Below are 17,292 nucleotides of genomic sequence, written 5' to 3'. Positions count from 1 at the left end.
ATACCCCCGGGGGTATCTATACTGGATGCAGAACAACCCCCAATCCCCTTTCAAACCGAAGGAGAGCACCACATGCTTATCGAGCGCATTTACGACGAAGACCTCGCCCAGGCCAGCTACCTGATCGGCTGCCAGGCCAAGGGCGAAGCGATCGTGGTGGACGGCCGCCGCGACATCGCCGTCTACCAGGACCTGGCCGCGAAGAACGGCATGAAGATCGTGGCCGTCACCGAGACCCACATCCACGCCGACTACCTCTCCGGCACCCGCGAACTGGCCGCCGCCACCGGCGCCAAGATCTACGTCTCCGGCGAGGGCGGCCCGGACTGGCAGTACGAGTTCGACGGCGAGCGGCTCTACGACGGCGACACCATCGCCCTGGGCAACATCAGCATCAAGGCAGTGCACACCCCGGGGCACACCCCCGAACACCTGTCCTTCCTGGTCACCGACGGCGCGTTCAGCGACAAGCCCGGCTACCTGCTCTCCGGGGACTTTGTCTTCTCCGGCGACCTGGGCCGCCCCGACCTGCTGGATGAAGCCGCCGGCGGCGTCGACACCCGCTTCGAGGGCGCCAAGCAGCTCTTCGCCAGCCTGCGCGACAAGTTCCTCACCCTGCCGGACTACGTCCAGGTGCACCCCGCCCACGGCGCCGGCAGCGCCTGCGGCAAGGCCCTGGGTGCCATCCCGTCCTCAACCGTCGGCTACGAACGCCTCTACGCCTGGTGGGGCCCCTACCTCGCCGCCAACGACGAGCAGGGCTTCATCAACGAACTCCTCGACGGCCAGCCCGACGCGCACGCCTACTTCGGCCGCATGAAGCGCGAAAACCGCGTCGGCCCGGACGTCATGGGCGAACGTGCACCGCTGCAGGAACTGGAAACCGCCGTCGTGGCTGAAGGCCTGGCAGAAGACACCCTGACCTTCATCGACACCCGCTCCAACAGCGAGGTGCACGAAGGCACCGTCGTCCGCTCCCTGAACGTCCCGGCCGGGAAGTCCGTTGCCAGCTACGGTGCCTGGGTGGTCAACCCGGAGACGGACAAGAACCCGCTGGTGCTCCTGGCCAAGGACCAGGAGCAGGCGCAGGACATGTGGGACCACCTGGTCCGCGTGGGCATCGACAACGTGGCAGGCTACCTGACCAGCATCGACGGGCTGCCCACCTTCACCCCCAAGCTGATCCAGCCCGAGGACCTCGAAGGTTTCGACGCCGACATGGTCCTGGACGTCCGCAACAAGACCGAGCACAAGGCCGGCCACATCCCGGGCTCCTACCAGCTCAGCGGCGGCCGCGTCATGTGGCACCTCGACGAGCTCCCGGCCGGCGGCACCATCGTCTCCTACTGCCAGTCCGGCGTGCGGAACTCCGTGGCCGCCAGCGCCCTGCGCCGCGCCGGGTACGACGTCGTCGAACTCGACGGCAGCTACGCCGCCTGGAACGCCTGGCACAACAGCGTCCCCGCCGTCTAACCAGCTCATTGCCGCCTGACCGCTGGGCGCGGCGTGCGGACGACTGCAGTATCAACAGATGCGGTGGTGCGGGACCTACCCGCACCACCGCATTCCTGTGCTTTGTATATGACCATCTAAGGAGATTTATATGTGCCGTGCAGTGACATGCAGCAAATGCGCCAAGGTCACGTGGGCCGGATGCGGGCAGCACGTGGACCAGGTCCTGAAGGGGATCCCTGCCTCGCAGCGATGCCCCGGCCATGAGAAGGAGAGCGGGTCCGGCAAGAGCTTCTTTGCCAGGCTCTTTGGGCGCTAGGCTTTCCGGGCCGCGGCCCTAGCACCGCGTTCATCGCCACCCGCGGGCCTGTTGAAGCCCCGCCCATCGAAAAGGATCATCATGCAGCCAGAAGGCGCACCAGCGGAGACCGTGGGAAGACGCGCTTCGGTCCCCGGCACCGGTGAACGAGTCGACGACCGCTTCCCGCGGCTGCAGCGTCGCGTAATTCCCGTTCTTGTCGGTGGCCAAATCCTTGGCGGGATCGGCATGGGTGCGACGTTGTCCCTGGGTTCCCTCCTGGCCGCGCAGCTCTCCGGCTCGAATGCCTGGTCCGGGATGGCTGCCACCATGAGCACCCTCGGCGCCGCGCTGGCAGCTGTGCCGTTGGCCCGCCTGGCGCAAAAACACGGGCGCCGTGTCTCGTTGTCGACTGGTGCTCTCATTTCAGGCGCTGGTGCCGTAATTGCCATCTTGTCTGCGGCAGTGGCCGTTTTCCCGCTGCTTTTGCTGGGTTTGATGTTGCTGGGCGCCGGTTCAGCAGTGAACCTGCAGGCCCGTTTTGCAGCAACTGATCTTTCGCATCCCGGCTCGCGTGGTCGCGACCTGTCCGTGGTGGTGTGGTCAACGACCATCGGTGCCGTCCTGGGTCCAAACCTCTTCGACCCGGGTGAGGCGGTGGGTGCCGCACTGGGCCTGCCCCCGCTGACAGGTGCGTTTGCCTTCTCTGTCGCTGCTCAACTCGCCGCTGCCGCCCTATACGCGGCTGCCCTGCGTCCTGATCCCCTCCTGGAAGCGCTGGCAACCAGGGCGCACGAAACCACGTCCTCAGGCCCGCAGGGAAGCATCAAGGTCCTGCGGAGTAACCCGAAGGCCCGGTATGCGGTAGCCGCCGTGGCACTCAGCCACGCAACCATGGTGGCGCTCATGTCCATGACCCCCGTGCACCTGCGCGACCACGGTGCGAGCCTGACTGTCGTCGGCCTGACGATCAGCCTCCACATTGCCGGGATGTATGCCCTGTCACCGGTCTTCGGCTGGATGTCGGACAAGGCAGGACGGCTGCCGACCATCCTGGCCGGGCAGGCCATGCTCGTTGCCTCGCTGGTGCTGGCGGGGGTGGCGGCAGACTCCCGAGGGGCCGTCACCGCGAGCCTGGTCCTCCTTGGCCTGGGTTGGTCAGCTTCGGTGGTGGCTGGGTCTGCGATGGTTGCCGAGTCCGCGCCCCAGCAGGACCGGCCAGCACTTCAGGGCATTTCAGATCTCAGCATGAACGCTTCCGGCGCTGTCGGCGGCGCCCTTGCCGGCCCCGTACTGTCCGCGGCAGGCTACTCAGGATTGGGTCTGGCATCCCTCGCGCTGGTCGCCGTCGTCATCTTCTGGACCGCGATGCAGCTCCGCCACAATCGCAACGAAAGGACCAGCAATGCCATTCAGTAGACCGGCCGCTAACAATGCCGGTAACGGCGCCGGTCCCGACGAAATCCAGGACCGGGCGCGGCGTCTACCGGGCGTGATCCTTCGGTGGTCGCCTAGACGGGTTGCCATTGCTGTTGCTGCTACTGCGGGATCCGCCGTTTTCCTCCTCATCGCCACCGGTTTGTTGGGCTGTTCCGGCAGCAGGCTGGATCAGCTACGTGTTCGTCATCGCCGGCTCTGTCCTCACCGGTCTCCTGGCCGGAAGTTACGTGGGGGCACCGATAGGGGCGGCAGCCACTGTATGTGATCTGCGCTGGCCGATCGCCGGCCTTCTCGGTTTAGTGTGGGCGAACACATACCAGGACAGCCAAACGCCAATCCAGATCGCAGCAGGCGTCCTCGCATTGGCGTTGATGACCTGGGCGCTCCGTGCGCGTCTGGACCTCGAGCGTCTTGCTTTGGCCACCGAGACCGGCGCGGCCGAACTCGAAGCCTGCACAGACTGCCGTCCGTTGTTCCCCACGAAGCCGCAGCAGCCGAACTAACACGTTCGGAACGGCAGTTGGATGAGGCTTGAGGTTTCGTCTCGGTGGAAGGACGACGCGGACGGCCGGAGGCAACTTCCCCGCGTCCGGGCTGGACCTGCACCTCGAAAAAGTCTCCCCGCCCACTCATATGAGTGGTGTCTTCCCGCCGTACCAGGCGCTCAGCCGAGGTGTGCCTGAAAGGCCTGGAGATGGGTCTTTGAGCCTGCCAGCAGGCGCTGAAGCACCGTGACAACAGCAGAGTCGGTGATCGACTGGAGTTGGTTGTTCAGATCCTCAACGTCCTGTTGTTCGATGGCCGCACCTGCCCTGTATGCCTCGGTGACACTTGCCGCGCCCTGCTGTACGTACCGGGTGTACATCTGCTGGATCCTTTGATCCTTGAAGACCCCGGGCTGGTCCACCCTCGGATCCGGAATTCCCTTCGCCCTAAGGAGCTGCAGCAGCTCCTGCTGGTGCATCACTTCGCTGGCCTCGATGTTGTCGAAGACTCCGCCGCCCCACAGTTGGCTGAACTTCTGGTACACGTCGTGTGCAAACTTCTCTTCCTCAATCAGGTACTGGAGCACGGCCGCTGTATCCGGGGACGCCGTTACAGTCGGTACGGCCGCTGACCCGGATGGAGACGATCCCGGCTCAGTGCTTCCCTTTGCCGATCCACTGGCGCTTGCCGAAGCCGTGGTGGACTGCGTCGTTGTCGTTCCGCCCGCGCCTCCACCGGAGGGGCCTGAAGTACACGCGGAAACCGAAAACGGCACGGCGAGGCACACAGTGGCTAGGAGGGCCTTGAATAATGACGCGCGCATCGATTCTCCTCACATGGTTTTGGTCGCGGCACAATGCGTCAAAAGAAGCGGCGGCCCTGGTCTGAACTGCTCCCTGAAAGGGGCGCTCAAGGCCGCCGCTTCCCCCGCCCATCTCTATTTAGGGGCGTCCGCCACCGCCGCCGCCACCTGCGGTAACGGTCAGAGTTTTCCACTGCAACCACGCCGGCACCGCACCCGAATTTTAGGCTGACACAGTAACCCCGGGAGTAGATCGACCACCCGCCGTCGACGTTGGCAGACCGGATATCAGCAATCGAATAACAGCCGGAGTCCCCATCAACCCCTTTCAGTGAATGACCACAACATAACGGTAGAAACGCCCAGCGAAAGTTAACAGGGGCATAAGTCCCCAGACCAACCGCCGCCACCCATGACATGGAGGGCAAATTCTTCACGAGCGGGGCCCCTCGGGAAGAAAGGCGCCATCAAGCCGGTCTGCCCGCAATTTGAACTCAAGCGTCCCGCTCCCCAGCTCTTACGTAACGTTTATTGGTGTTCTTAAACCACTCGTACGGAATACGAGTCCAACGAACGCGCGCTACGCCTACTGGCAAAATTGCCGCAGCGGTACAGGTCCAAAGCCAAGATGCCTAGTCGGTCTTTTCGTCGAAGCTGAAACCGCACGAGCAGCGGTAGGTGAGCGTGGCGCCGTTGTCGTTTCTCTCCCCTGGGCCAACCGGTGAGGCCTCCGTTGGGGAGACCACCTGCATCGCTTCCCCGCAGTGGATGTGGGTATCGAGCATGCGTTGCAGCTGCGGGTCGGCCGAAGCCATCCCCAACTCTTCCATCGATCGGCTCATCGCCCTGCATCCCCTTGGTGCTGCCCGGAGAACGGGGCTGTGCCGTTCGAAGCGACGGCTGGCGCTGGCACGGGATTCCATGAAGTGAACGTGTTGATCATTGAACTGTCTTTCCGGGTTCGCAGGCAAAGGTGTTTACGGAACAGCACCGCCTTTTACGTCCGGCCGACCCCGAGCTGAACCACGCTGAGAGAAGAAGGGGGAGGCTCGGTCGGGCCAGGGAGGAAGGGACACCTCATGACCGTCCCCTGACAACCCCACGCGGAGGAACTAAGTGCCTCCGCCCTTACTGGTGCCGGTTCGGACCGGGGAGCCTGCCGGCGTTCACAACAGGTCTTGCCCAGCCGCGTACCGTCCCAGAGAACGCTTCCGGCCTTTTCGGCAGGCAGGTCCGGAACAGACGCCGGCGGGGTGCCTGGCTGTGTCGATTCCGCTGAAGCGGTGGGAACGGTAGGGGCTGGGACGTCCAAGCCGGAAGATGCAGACGCTGCAGGCGGGTGGCCGGTAATTGCGTAGTGTGTGCCCTGCACATGGGAAGCGGCACCCGAGAGCAGAAAGATCACCAAGATCCACGCAAGAGTACTGGTCGGCCTTGTTACGGGACAGCACGGCAGGCCGCGAACTTCGCAGTGCAGCCTGCCGTGCAACCGTTCCCCATTGAACACCCTTAAGAGCCTAGCGCCACCCCGAATGGCGCAGGTCACATGCGCATCACGTTTCGGCCGCAGGTCGAAAGTCGATGGACAAAGCCGCTGCACCGTCCAGCAGCCGGCGCCGTTCAGGATTCGCGTACCGGGCCCCGGCTATTGCGCCGCGCATACGGTCCAGATGGTGGAAGGACCGCCTCCCGGTATCGGCCCTTTCCGTCGCAAAAGGCGACTTCGTGCAGGATCTCCAACAGGCGCCCCGCCACATCAAGGTCTCCAGCCCCGTAGTTCCTGACCTGGTTCACCGCAAGGTCGATCAGCGCCGGAAGCCCGGGAAGTAAAATCATGAGGCGGCTTTCATCCTTGATGGGCTCTGGGGCAGGCTCCCTGTCGACGAGCCTGCACAGCAGAGCCGAGAGGTGGCCGAGGACATGCACCGCCGTCGTTCGGTTGTTGACACCCGGTGACAAGGCCCGTGCCCCCACATCCACCAGCTGCCGGAACCCAAACCCCACATCCTCGACACTGGTACGCCCAAACCCGACGGTCACCGCCGCATCAATGTCCCGACACAACTTGTCCCGAGCGTCCGCACTAAGGCTGCATCCCGGATTCAGTGGCCAGGCGGTAGCAAATGGGACGCCCTCCACAAGGGAACTCCCGGGTTCTCTGTTCACACGGACAACGGCCCCGGAGTCCAGCGCCGCAGCCGGGGGGCGTCGTTGTCGAGTGAGGTAAGAAAACCGGAGGATGACGCCGTTACGGCGAAACTGCCCGGCTGCGCTGCGGGCAAAGCAGAGGCTATGGAGGGTCTCTCCTTGGGGGATACCCGTTCGATGGTGCCGCGGGCTTCTCTGGCAACCCGGCGCAGCATGGTTTCGGCCGGATCTCCCGGGCGAGGTGTTCCAGGAACTGCACCAGGCCCGCCACGCTGGCCATGGTAAGGGTAAACGCGACGGTCACCGAAACCTCGGGGCCAAAGGCAGTGCTGCCACCTGCCTAATAGCGGACACTGCGAAGGACCGTCAGCGCAAAGGCAAAGGCAAAGGCCGACAGGAACAGGGCAAGCGTTCCGTGGACAAAGCGCTCAGCGGTAAAAGTGCGCAGCAGCCGAGGCGAAAACTGGCTGCTCGCCAGCTGCAGCGTGACCACCGTGAGGAAAAAGTCAGGGAAGTCACCGTGATGAAGGATTTCGCGATGGACTGCAGGACCGCCCTGGCCGCTTCCGGTCCGCCGCTGAACAGGACAAACCCGCGCCCTCCGGCAACTGCCCGTCAATGTTCGAGTCCAGCACTGGCAAGGGGACCCGAGCGCTACTGCGGCGGCAACCGACAACCCCGGCAACGGCCACAACTGAATGGTAGCGTGTCCACCCAGTGGGCGGCCTGGCCGTTCAGCAACACTCCGCATCGTCAGGAAATGCCTTCGTCACGGAACTCACTCCTCCCCTGCCTCTGCTGTTCAGCCGGAGGACATTCCTGCCGTCACCGGCACCATCCATGCGTAACCCCCGAAATAAGGGTCGGCATACCCCATCCAGCCCCTACTTCTCCCCGGATTGCACCACCATGCTCCCGGGAGCTTGCCCTCTTTGCCCCGAGCCCAGCAGGTGCCAGGGCTGCTAAGAAGGTCTCCCCCCTCCCGGAGACCAACGTTGGCGATAACGAAACTTCAGAGTTACACGCCGCAAAGGGCGGTCAAATTTTTCGGGTATTCCCCTACGTCCCAGAGGAGAGCAAACTGCGAGTGCGCGGGTCCCCCGCGCATCGATCAAGAACAGGAGGGCGTTCCAATGGGCAGCTTAGAGTCCTTTAGCGGAATCGGCGTCTACGAGATGCAAAGCGCTGCGGCCAGGGAAGTCAGGCGCATCATGACTGAGGCTGGTGGCGACCGCCTCAAAGCCGACAAGGTGGTACTCACCAAGCTTTATGAGCTCAATTTCATCACCGAAAAGGAGTTGCCGGTGCTGAGCCACATTTGCGAGCTCGGCCATGCGGCGACCGCCGGGAAGCAGGATGCCGCCAAGGCGTATCAGGAAGTCAAGAAGGCGTATGAGGAACTGCTGGTCAAGGGCAGTGCAAGCCCGGTTGCACTTGCCTATGCTTCGGGTGCCGTCGGATCCTACGTGTTCGACGGCGGCGAGCCCGGCGGTTCAACGGTGGTCTATAAAAAGTCAGGCGGTAACTGGCAAGGCACCCTTGCCGGCGCCGGTGCAGTCATCGGGGGTTACTTTGGAGGTGCGGGGGGAGCTGCTGTGGGTGCCACTATTGGAGGCGTGGTCGGCAAGATCGTCGACGACTGCTGAACCGGAGAAGCGACAACGAGCGCATGAGGAGCGAGGCGACACCCTTTGACCTAAAACAGTAATAGTAAGTAGCCTTATTTAAGGGCGCGTTGTCCAGCAGTGGGCGCCGCGTTCCGTCTAGGCATCCCAGCGCCCACCTACTTGATGGACCTGGAAAAGTCAAGCTTTGTCAACACCACTCATGCTAACAGGCCCTTGACCTGCAGAAACACTGTGCCCGAGGTGGGACTCGAACCCACACACCTTTCGATACCGCATTTTGAGTGCGGCGCGTCTGCCAATTCCGCCACTCGGGCGCGGAATACGAGGAACGAAACTACGCCCACAGCTGACTGTGAGCAACGCGATCGCTTCACGTACGCGGAATTACTCTACATGCAGATAGGCTGAATTCCAGAATCGCGCCGCCGTCGCCGCAAACGAACCCCTGCAAGCCAAGTACAGCCGCGGTGGCACCTAAGATAGTGATGTCCCGCCGTACCTTTTCAAGGAGATCCCGTGACTGAACAGACGGAGTCCAAGCCCACGTCCCAGCCGGCGCGCCGCGTCATTGTGGCAGAGGATGAAACCCTTATCCGCCTCGACATCATCGAGATCCTGCGCGGTGAAGGCTACGACGTTGTGGGCGAGGCGGACAACGGCGAGAAGGCCGTCCAGCTCGCCGAGGAACTCAAGCCGGACCTGGTCCTCATGGACGTCAAGATGCCCGTCATGGACGGCATCTCGGCCGCCGAGAAGATCGTCAAGGCCCGCATCGCCCCCGTGGTGCTGCTGACCGCCTTCAGCCAGAAGGAACTGGTGGAACGCGCCCGCGACGCCGGCGCCATGGCCTACGTGGTCAAGCCCTTCACGCCCGCGGACCTCATCCCGGCACTGGAGATCGCCCTCTCCCGCCACGAGGAAATCAAGGCCCTGGAGAGCGAAGTTTCAGACCTACAGGAGCAGTTCGCCACCCGCAAGCTCGTGGAACGCGCCAAGAGCCTGCTGACCACCAAAATGGGACTGACGGAACCCGAAGCCTTCCGCTGGATCCAGAAGACCTCCATGGACCGCCGCCTCAGCATGCGCGAGGTCGCCGAAACCATCATCAACCAGGTCAACTAGCGCGCCGGCCGGGCCCGGAGAAATCACGACGACGGCCCGGCCACCAGCCAGGAACGCTCACCACAGCGACCGGCCACCAAAAAACGAAACAGCAAAAAGGACCCCCGCCGAAAGGCGGGGGTCCTTCGCTCTGTCTGAAGACTAGGCCTGGGCGGCCTGGTTCTTCTTCTTCTTTTCCGGCCAGGGGCCGAGCTTTTCGCGGTTGCTGCCGATCTCTCCCCCGCGGGTGGAGTCGGCGAGGTCGCCCACCTTGTGCACCTTCAGGGAGTTGGTGGAGCCGGCCTTTCCGGGAGGCGAACCGGCGGCGATGACCACCAGGTCGCCGTCCTCAACCAGGCCCATCTCCTCTAGGCTGCGGTCAACCTGGGCGGTCATCGCGTCCGTGTGGTCCACCATCTGGACCAGCACCGGCTGGATGCCCCAGGTCAGGGCCATCTGGTTCCAGACCTGCTCCACGGGGGTGAAGGCGAAGACCGGTTTGATGGGGCGCAGGCGGGACAGGCGGCGGGCCGAGTCACCGGACTGGGTGAACGCACAGATGTACTTGGCGTCCAGCTGGTCGGCGATTTCGACGGCGGCACGCGTGATGGCGCCGCCACGGGTCCGGGGCTTGGTTCCCAGCGGGGGGACGCGCTCCAGGCCGTGGACCTCGGTGGATTCGATGATCCGGGCCATGGTCTTGACCGTCTCGATGGGGTACTTGCCCACGCTGGTCTCGCCGGAGAGCATGACGGCGTCGGCACCGTCGAGCACGGCGTTGGCGCAGTCGGATGCCTCTGCACGGGTGGGACGCGGGTTGTCGATCATGGATTCGAGCACCTGGGTGGCCACGATGACCGGCTTGGCCCAGCGGCGTGCCAGTTCCACGGCGCGCTTCTGGACGATCGGCACTTCCTCCAGCGGCAGCTCCACGCCAAGGTCGCCACGGGCCACCATGATGGCATCGAAGGCGTCGATGATCTCGGGCAGCTGGTCAACGGCCTGCGGCTTTTCGATCTTGGCGATGACCGGCACGCGGCGGCCTTCCTCATCCATGATCTCGTGCACGCGGGTGATGTCGGCGGCATCACGCACAAAGGAGAGCGCCACCAGGTCGACACCGCGGCGGATTGCCCAGCGGAGGTCGTCCTCATCCTTTTCGCTCAGCGCGGGAACGTTGACGGCCACGCCGGGGAGGTTGATGCCCTTGTTGTTGGACACCATGCCGCCGACGGTCACCTCAGCAACCACCTTGACGTCGTCGACGGCGGTGGCGCGCATTGCCACCTTGCCGTCGTCGATCAGCAGGGTATCCCCCACCTTGACGTCCTCGGTGAGGCTCTTCAGGGTGGTGGAGCAGATTTCCTGGGTACCGGGAACGTCCTCGGTGGTGATGGTGAACGTGTCACCGACGGCCAGCGCGTGCGGACCGTCCACGAAGCGGCCCAGGCGGATCTTGGGGCCCTGGAGGTCGGCCATGATGGCCACGGCCTTGCCCAGGTCGGACGCTGCCTTGCGGACGTTTTCGTAGGTGTTGTCATGCACGGTGTAGTCACCGTGGCTCATGTTCATGCGGGCGACGTCAACGCCGGCTTCCAGCACCGCGAGGGTGTTTTCGTAGCTGGCAATTGCCGGGCCGAACGTAGCCACAATTTTTGCGCGTCTCATATACCTACCCTATTGGTCACTTGCATTGGTTAAGTTGTCGGCGAGGTGAACCCTCGGTGCAGCCCTAGAGGACGGCGATGGCGCGGTCCGTCGGTGCGACGGGCGCGGGAAGGATGGTGCTTCCCATGAGGTATTTGTCCACCGCGGCCGCGGCGGCGCGGCCCTCGGCGATGGCCCACACAATCAGGGACTGCCCGCGGCCGGCGTCACCGGCAACAAACACACCTTCGGTGTTGGTCATGTAGTAGCCGTCGCGGGCCACGTTGCCGCGGCCATCGAATTCGGCGTGTACCTGGTCGGTGATGCCGGCGGGTTCAGCGCCGGTGAAGCCGAGGGACAGGAACACCAGGTCCGCGGGGATGATCCGCTCGGTGCCGGCCTTGGGGAGGCGCTTGCCGTCAACGAACTCGGTCTCGGCCACCTTCACGCCGGTGAGCTTGCCGTTCTCGCCAACGAACTCGACGGTGGAGGCGAGGTAGGTGCGTTCGCCGCCTTCCTCGTGCGCGCTGGCCATCTCGAAGAGGGTGGGGAATGTCGGCCACGGCTGGTGGCTGGCACGCTCCGACGGCGGCTGCTTGCCGATGGCAAGGGTGGTCACCGACGCGGCGCCATGCCGGTGGGCAGTGCCCAGGCAGTCGGCACCGGTATCGCCGCCGCCCAGGATCACCACGTGCTTGCCGTGGGCGTTGATCTGGTTCTCGATGGTTTCCCCTGCCACCGCGCGGTTGGCGGGCACCAGGTAGTCCATGGCGAAGTGGACGCCGTCCAGGTCGCGGCCCGGGATAGGCAGGTCCCGCGGAACGGTGGCACCCGTGCACACCACGACGGCGTCGTAACGGCGGCGCAGCTGCTCCCAGGTCACGTCGGTGCCCACGGAGACGCCGGTCCGGAAGCGGGTGCCTTCGGCCTTCATCTGCTCGACGCGCCGGTCCACCTGCTCCTTTTCCATCTTGAAGTCGGGGATGCCGTAGCGCAGCAGGCCGCCGATCTTGTCGTCACGCTCGTAGACGGCAACGGTGTGGCCCACCCGGGTGAGCTGCTGGGCGACGGCCAGGCCGGCAGGGCCGGAGCCGACCACAGCGACGGTCTTGCCGGTGAGGCGCGTGGGCGGCAGCGGGCTGACCCAGCCGTTGTCCCAGGCCTCGTCGATGATCGAGACTTCCACCTGCTTGATGGTCACGGCGGGCTGGTTGATCCCCAGCACGCAGGACGCCTCGCAGGGCGCCGGGCAGAGCCGGCCGGTGAACTCGGGGAAGTTGTTCGTGGCGTGCAGCCGCTCGATTGCTTCCTCGCCCTTGTCCCGCCACATGAGGTCGTTCCACTCGGGAATGAGGTTCCCCAGGGGGCAGCCCTGGTGGCAGAACGGGATGCCGCAGTCCATGCAGCGCCCGGCCTGGGCCTTCAGCGTGCCCTTTTCCTGTGCCTCGTAGACCTCTTTCCAGTCCATGATGCGGACGGGAACGGGACGGCGCGGCTGGGTTTCACGCTGGCGTACTTTCAGAAATCCGCGTGGATCAGCCACCGGTAACCTCCAGGATTCGAGACCATACTTCTTCGCCGTCGGGGTCAAGGCCCTCTTCAATGGCGTCGAGGCGGGTTTGCAGCACGGCCGCATAGTCGCGCGGCAGCACCTTGGTGATGCGGGCAGCGGTGTCATCGAAGTTCTCGAGGAGGCGCGCCGCCAGCTGGGAGTCAGTTTCTTCCACGTGCTTGACCAGCAGGCCGTGGACAATGTCACGGTCCTCGGCGTCCAGCTCGCGCAGCTGCAGCTCACCGGATTCCAGTGCCTGCTTGTTGACGCGGGTGGTCCGCAGGTCCAGGACGTACGCGGTTCCGCCGGACATGCCGGCGCCGAAGTTGCGGCCGGTGCGTCCGATGATCAGCGTCTGGCCGCCGGTCATGTATTCACAGCCGTGATCGCCAATGCCCTCAACAACGGCGGTGGCACCGGAGTTGCGGACCAGGAAGCGTTCGCCCACCTGGCCGCGCAGGAACAGCTCGCCGCTGGTGGCGCCGTAACCGATCACGTTGCCGGCGATGACGTTGGTCTCCGCCTTGAACACGTTGGTGCGGTCCGGGCGGACGATGATCCGGCCGCCGGACAGGCCCTTGCCCACGTAGTCGTTCGAGTCACCGAACAGCCGCAGGGTGATGCCCGCGGGCAGGAAGGCGCCCAGGGACTGGCCGGCGGTGCCGTTCAGCGTGACGTCGATGGTGTCCGTGGCCAGGACGTCTGTACCAAAGGTCTTGGTGACGACGTGGCCCAGCATGGTGCCCACGGAACGGTCGGTGTTGATGACGTCCACGGTGATCTTCACCGGGCTGCGGTCCGTCAGCGCTTCGGTGGCCATGGTGATCAGGCGCTGGTCGAAGTGCTTGTCCAGCTCGTGGTTCTGGCCGGTCATGTTCCGCAGCGGCGCGTCGTCGTCGAACTCCAGGCCGTGCAGGATCGGGTCCAGGTCCAGGCCGTCGGCCTTCCAGTGGTCGATCGCGTCACGGGTGTCCAGGACCTCGGCGTGGCCGATGGCCTCCTCGAGGCTGCGGAAACCGAGCTCGGCGAGGATCTCGCGGACTTCCTCGGCAAGGAATTCGAAGAAGTTGACCACGAACTCCGGCTTGCCGCTGAAGCGTGCGCGCAGCTCCGGGTTTTGCGTGGCAACACCCACGGGGCAGGTGTCCAGGTGGCAGACGCGCATCATGATGCAGCCTTCCACCACCAGCGGTGCGGTGGCGAAGCCGAACTCCTCACCGCCCAGCAGGGCAGCGATCACAACGTCGCGGCCGGTCTTGAGCTGGCCGTCCACCTGCACCACCACGCGGTCGCGCAGGCCGTTGAGCATCAGCGTCTGCTGCGTCTCGGCCAGGCCGAGCTCCCACGGAACACCGGCGTGCTTGAGCGAGTTCAGCGGCGAGGCGCCGGTGCCGCCGTCATGTCCGGAGACAAGTACGACGTCGGCCTTCGCCTTGGTCACGCCGGACGCCACGGTGCCGATCCCGACTTCGGAGACCAGCTTTACGTGGACACGGGCCGAGGGGTTGGCGCGCTTGGCATCGTAGATGAGCTGCGCGAGGTCCTCGATGGAGTAGATGTCGTGGTGCGGGGGCGGGGAGATGAGTCCGACGCCGGGGGTCGAGTGCCGGGTCCGGGCCACCCACGGGTAGACCTTCTGGGCCATCAGCTGGCCGCCTTCACCGGGCTTGGCGCCCTGGGCCATCTTGATCTGGATGTCGTCGGCGTTGGTCAGGTAGAGGCTGGTCACGCCGAAACGGCCGGAGGCGATCTGCTTGACCGCGGAGCGGCGCTTCGGATCCAGCAGGCGCTCAACGTCCTCGCCACCTTCACCGGTGTTGGACTTGCCGCCCAGCTGGTTCATGGCGATGGCCAGCGTCTCGTGGGCCTCCTGCGAGATGGAACCGTAGCTCATCGCGCCGGTGGAGAACCGCTTGACGATGCTGGAGACCGGCTCAACTTCCTCAAGGGGAACGGAGGGACGCTCGTTCTTGAACTTGAGGAGGCCGCGCAGGGTCATCAGGTTGGTGGACTGGTCGTCCACGCCCTTGGTGTACGCCTTGAAGATGTCGTAGCGGCGCTCACGCGTGGCGTGCTGCAGCCGGAAGACGGTCTCCGGGTTGAACAGGTGGGGTTCACCGTCCCGGCGCCACTGGTACTCGCCGCCGCCCAGCAGGGGCCGGTGCGGCTGCTCGATGCCGCCGTCCGGGTAGGCCATCTGGTGGCGTGCGGAAACCTCGGCCGCGATGACGTCCAGGCCCACGCCGCCCAGCTGGGAATGCGTACCGGCGAAGAACTCGTCCACCAGTTCCTGGCCCAGCCCCAGCGCCTCGAAGGTCTGGGCGCCGGTGTAGGAGGCCACGGTGGAAATGCCCATCTTGGACATGATCTTCAGGACGCCCTTGCCCAGGCCCTTGATCAGGTTGTAGACGCCGTCCTGCGGGGTCACCCCGGTGACGTCGCCGGCGGCGATGAGCTGCTCCACGGATTCCATGGCCAGGTACGGGTTGACGGCGGAGGCGCCGTAGCCGATGAGCACGGCCACGTGGTGGGTTTCGCGGACGTCGCCGGCCTCAACCACCAGCGCGGTCTTGGTGCGGTTGGCGCTGCGCAGCAGGTGGTGGTGCACGGCGCTGACCAGCAGCAGCGACGGGATGGGTGCCCACTGGGCGTTGGAGTCACGGTCGGACAGCACCACGTACTGCACACCCCGGTTGATGGCGCCGGAAACCTGCTCGCAGATCTCAGTGAGCCGTGCACGCAGCGCGTTTTCGCCGCCTTCGGGGCGGTACAGGCCGCGGACCTTCATGGCCACGCGGTTGCCGTCGGCGTCCTCGATGTTGGCGATCTTGGCAAGCTGGTCGTTGTTGATCACCGGGAACGGCAGCTGGACCTGGGGCTGGCGGACCTGCTTGGTGTCCAGCAGGTTGCCGTTGGGTCCGATGGCACAGGTCAGCGAGGTGACCAGTTCTTCGCGGATGGCATCCAGCGGCGGGTTGGTCACCTGCGCGAAGGACTGCACAAAGTAGTCGAACAGCAGGCGCGGGCGCTTGGACAGCACGGCCACGGGCGTATCGGAGCCCATTGCGCCCAGCGGCTCGGCGCCGGTGCGGGCCATGGGGCCCAGCAGGATCTTCAATTCCTCGGTGGTGTAGCCAAAGGTGCGCTGGCGGATATTTACGGACGCGGCCGTGTGCACCACGTGCTCACGCTCGGGCAGGTCGTTGAGGTCGATCAGGTTGTCCTTGACCCACTCAGCCCACGGGTTGGCCGCGGCCACTTCGGCCTTGACCTCTTCGTCGTCGATGATGCGGCCGGCCTCGGTGTCCACCAGGAACATCTTGCCCGGGGAAACACGGCCCTTCTTGACCACCCTGGAGGGTTCGACGTCGATCACGCCCACCTCGGAGGCGAAGACGATCAGGCCGTCCTCGGTGATCCAGAAGCGGCCGGGGCGCAGGCCGTTGCGGTCCAGCGTGGCGCCGACCAGGTTGCCGTCCGTGAAGGAGACCGCAGCGGGACCATCCCAGGGTTCCATCAGGAGCGAGTGGTACTCATAGAAGGCGCGGCGGGCCGGATCCATGGTGGCGTGGTTTTCCCAGGCCTCCGGGATCATCATCATGATCGAGTGCGTGATGGGGCGGCCGGAGAGCCAGAGCAGTTCCGCTACCTCGTCGAAGGACGCGGAGTCGGAGGCACCGGGGGTGCAGATGGGGTACAGCTCTTCCGGCGAGTCACCCAGCAGCGGGTTGGCCAGCTGGGACTGGCGGGCACGCATCCAGTTCCGGTTGCCCTTGACGGTGTTGATTTCACCGTTGTGGGCGATAGTCCGGAACGGCTGCGCCAGCGGCCACGACGGGAAGGTGTTGGTGGAGAAGCGCGAGTGGACGATCGCCAGCTTGGTCTTGAACCGCTTGTCCGAGAGGTCCGGGTAGAACGGCTCCAGCTGGGCCGTGGTCAGCATGCCCTTGTAGACGATGGTCCGCGAGGACAGCGACGGGAAGTAGACGCCGAACTTGTTCTGGGCGCGCTTGCGGATCCGCCAAGCGCGGGAGTCCAGTTCGTTGCGGTCCAGTTCCTCGCCGTTGGCCGAAGCCAGGAAAGGCTGGGAGAAGTAAGGCATGCAGGCGCGGGCCATGGCGCCCACCAGGTCGGCGACAACAGGCACTTCGCGCCAGCCAAGGACCTTCAGGCCCTCGTCGGCGGCCAGGCCCTCGATGCCGGCCTTGGCGGCGTTGGCCTCCCGCTGCTCGGCCGGCAGGAATGCCGTGCCGGCGACGTACTGGCCGGGGGCGGGCAGCTCGAACTCGGTGACGGCCCGGAAGAACTCGTCCGGAATCTGCATGAGCAGGCCTGCGCCGTCGCCGGTGCCTTCGTCGGCGCCCACGGCGCCGCGGTGCTCCAGGTTGCGCAGTGCGGTCAGGGCGGCGTCGACGATGTCGTACCCGGGCTCGCCGCGCAGGGTGGCGATGATGGCCAGTCCGCAGGCGTCCTTCTCCTGCTCCGGGTTGTAAAGCCCGGCAGCCTCCGGCATGGCTGCGAAGCGCTTGAACGGCGACAGTGCAGTCTCAGGCTGATCCGGTTCGGACCAGCTGGGAGTGTTAAGAGTTTGGGTCATGGGAGACGTCCTTCCTCCTGATCGTGCGTATGGAAGGGACACCGTTGGCCCCACTCGTCGGCGCCGCTGCGGTGGGCACAACAAAGTGTTGATTACTGGAAATTGTAGGTCAGCGCCGCCTGCGGAACTAAAGGTTACGCA

General features: G+C 64.9%; 12 protein-coding genes and 1 tRNA gene. 5 read left to right on the top strand and 8 right to left on the bottom strand.

Annotated features, from left to right (window positions below; genetic code table 11):
• The first annotated feature begins 72 nt into the window (after positions 1-72).
• The 3 genes from ACIGJD_RS08400 to ACIGJD_RS08390 all read left to right on the top strand — a co-directional run bounded on the left by ACIGJD_RS08400 (position 73) and on the right by ACIGJD_RS08390 (position 3,693).
• Positions 73-1,473: an MBL fold metallo-hydrolase gene (locus ACIGJD_RS08400; RefSeq protein ID WP_483689108.1), complete on the top strand. Its 1,401-nt coding sequence runs from the start codon at positions 73-75 to the stop codon at positions 1,471-1,473.
• A gap of 379 nt (positions 1,474-1,852) precedes the next feature.
• Positions 1,853-3,169, top strand: coding sequence for an MFS transporter (locus ACIGJD_RS08395; protein ID WP_483689107.1), 1,317 nt, complete (start codon positions 1,853-1,855; stop codon positions 3,167-3,169).
• Between the two features lie 197 nt (positions 3,170-3,366).
• Entirely contained in the window at positions 3,367-3,693 is a 327-nt protein-coding gene (locus ACIGJD_RS08390; RefSeq protein WP_483689106.1) for a hypothetical protein, read from the top strand.
• Positions 3,694-3,854: 161 nt separating this feature from the next.
• Here the strand turns inward: ACIGJD_RS08390 and ACIGJD_RS08385 are convergent, their stop codons facing one another.
• The 4 genes from ACIGJD_RS08385 to ACIGJD_RS08370 all read right to left on the bottom strand — a co-directional run bounded on the left by ACIGJD_RS08385 (position 3,855) and on the right by ACIGJD_RS08370 (position 7,377).
• Positions 3,855-4,262, bottom strand: coding sequence for a DUF2202 domain-containing protein (locus ACIGJD_RS08385; RefSeq protein WP_483689105.1), 408 nt, complete (start codon positions 4,260-4,262; stop codon positions 3,855-3,857).
• Between the two features lie 848 nt (positions 4,263-5,110).
• Complete coding sequence (locus ACIGJD_RS08380) at positions 5,111-5,320, bottom strand: hypothetical protein (RefSeq protein ID WP_483689104.1); 210 nt, start codon at positions 5,318-5,320, stop codon at positions 5,111-5,113.
• 778 nt (positions 5,321-6,098) lie between these two features.
• Positions 6,099-6,617 (bottom strand): DUF2254 family protein, encoded by a 519-nt coding sequence (locus ACIGJD_RS08375; RefSeq protein WP_483689103.1) that lies wholly within the window; start codon positions 6,615-6,617, stop codon positions 6,099-6,101.
• A gap of 349 nt (positions 6,618-6,966) precedes the next feature.
• Entirely contained in the window at positions 6,967-7,377 is a 411-nt protein-coding gene (locus ACIGJD_RS08370; RefSeq protein WP_483689102.1) for a DUF2254 family protein, read from the bottom strand.
• A gap of 382 nt (positions 7,378-7,759) precedes the next feature.
• Between ACIGJD_RS08370 and ACIGJD_RS08365 the strand changes: the two genes are divergently transcribed.
• On the top strand, positions 7,760-8,272 hold the full coding sequence (locus tag ACIGJD_RS08365) for a hypothetical protein (protein WP_483689101.1): 513 nt from the start codon (positions 7,760-7,762) through the stop codon (positions 8,270-8,272).
• A gap of 214 nt (positions 8,273-8,486) precedes the next feature.
• Here ACIGJD_RS08365 and ACIGJD_RS08360 read toward each other — a convergent pair.
• Positions 8,487-8,568 (bottom strand) — tRNA-Leu (locus tag ACIGJD_RS08360).
• A gap of 202 nt (positions 8,569-8,770) precedes the next feature.
• Here ACIGJD_RS08360 and ACIGJD_RS08355 point away from each other — a divergent pair.
• Positions 8,771-9,376: an ANTAR domain-containing response regulator gene (locus ACIGJD_RS08355; protein ID WP_009358190.1), complete on the top strand. Its 606-nt coding sequence runs from the start codon at positions 8,771-8,773 to the stop codon at positions 9,374-9,376.
• Positions 9,377-9,517: 141 nt separating this feature from the next.
• Here the strand turns inward: ACIGJD_RS08355 and pyk are convergent, their stop codons facing one another.
• The 3 genes from pyk to gltB form a co-directional block, all read right to left on the bottom strand.
• Positions 9,518-11,023 (bottom strand): pyruvate kinase, encoded by a 1,506-nt coding sequence (pyk, locus tag ACIGJD_RS08350; protein WP_483689100.1) that lies wholly within the window; start codon positions 11,021-11,023, stop codon positions 9,518-9,520.
• A 64-nt stretch (positions 11,024-11,087) separates the two neighbouring features.
• Complete coding sequence (locus ACIGJD_RS08345) at positions 11,088-12,545, bottom strand: glutamate synthase subunit beta (protein ID WP_376979304.1); 1,458 nt, start codon at positions 12,543-12,545, stop codon at positions 11,088-11,090.
• Positions 12,538-17,151: a glutamate synthase large subunit gene (gltB, locus tag ACIGJD_RS08340; protein WP_483689099.1), complete on the bottom strand. Its 4,614-nt coding sequence runs from the start codon at positions 17,149-17,151 to the stop codon at positions 12,538-12,540. The genes ACIGJD_RS08345 and gltB overlap by 8 nt, the downstream gene beginning before the upstream one ends.
• Positions 17,152-17,292 lie beyond the last annotated feature (141 nt).

The organism is Arthrobacter sp. E1SS-5 (assembly GCF_057073715.1).
Note: the sequence above shows the minus strand (reverse complement) of the source record. Positions and strands in the feature narration are given on the sequence as shown.

Excerpts from the sequence above, each read along its gene's own strand:
- ACIGJD_RS08400 (WP_483689108.1), top strand. The coding sequence starts at position 73 with ATGCTTATCGAGCGCATTTACGACGAAGACCTCGCCCAGGCCAGCTAC.
- ACIGJD_RS08395 (WP_483689107.1), top strand. The coding sequence starts at position 1,853 with ATGCAGCCAGAAGGCGCACCAGCGGAGACCGTGGGAAGACGCGCTTCG.
- ACIGJD_RS08380 (WP_483689104.1), bottom strand. The coding sequence starts at position 5,320 with ATGAGCCGATCGATGGAAGAGTTGGGGATGGCTTCGGCCGACCCGCAG.
- ACIGJD_RS08370 (WP_483689102.1), bottom strand. The coding sequence starts at position 7,377 with ATGCGGAGTGTTGCTGAACGGCCAGGCCGCCCACTGGGTGGACACGCT.
- ACIGJD_RS08365 (WP_483689101.1), top strand. The coding sequence starts at position 7,760 with ATGGGCAGCTTAGAGTCCTTTAGCGGAATCGGCGTCTACGAGATGCAA.
- pyk (WP_483689100.1), bottom strand. The coding sequence starts at position 11,023 with ATGAGACGCGCAAAAATTGTGGCTACGTTCGGCCCGGCAATTGCCAGC.
- gltB (WP_483689099.1), bottom strand. The coding sequence starts at position 17,151 with ATGACCCAAACTCTTAACACTCCCAGCTGGTCCGAACCGGATCAGCCT.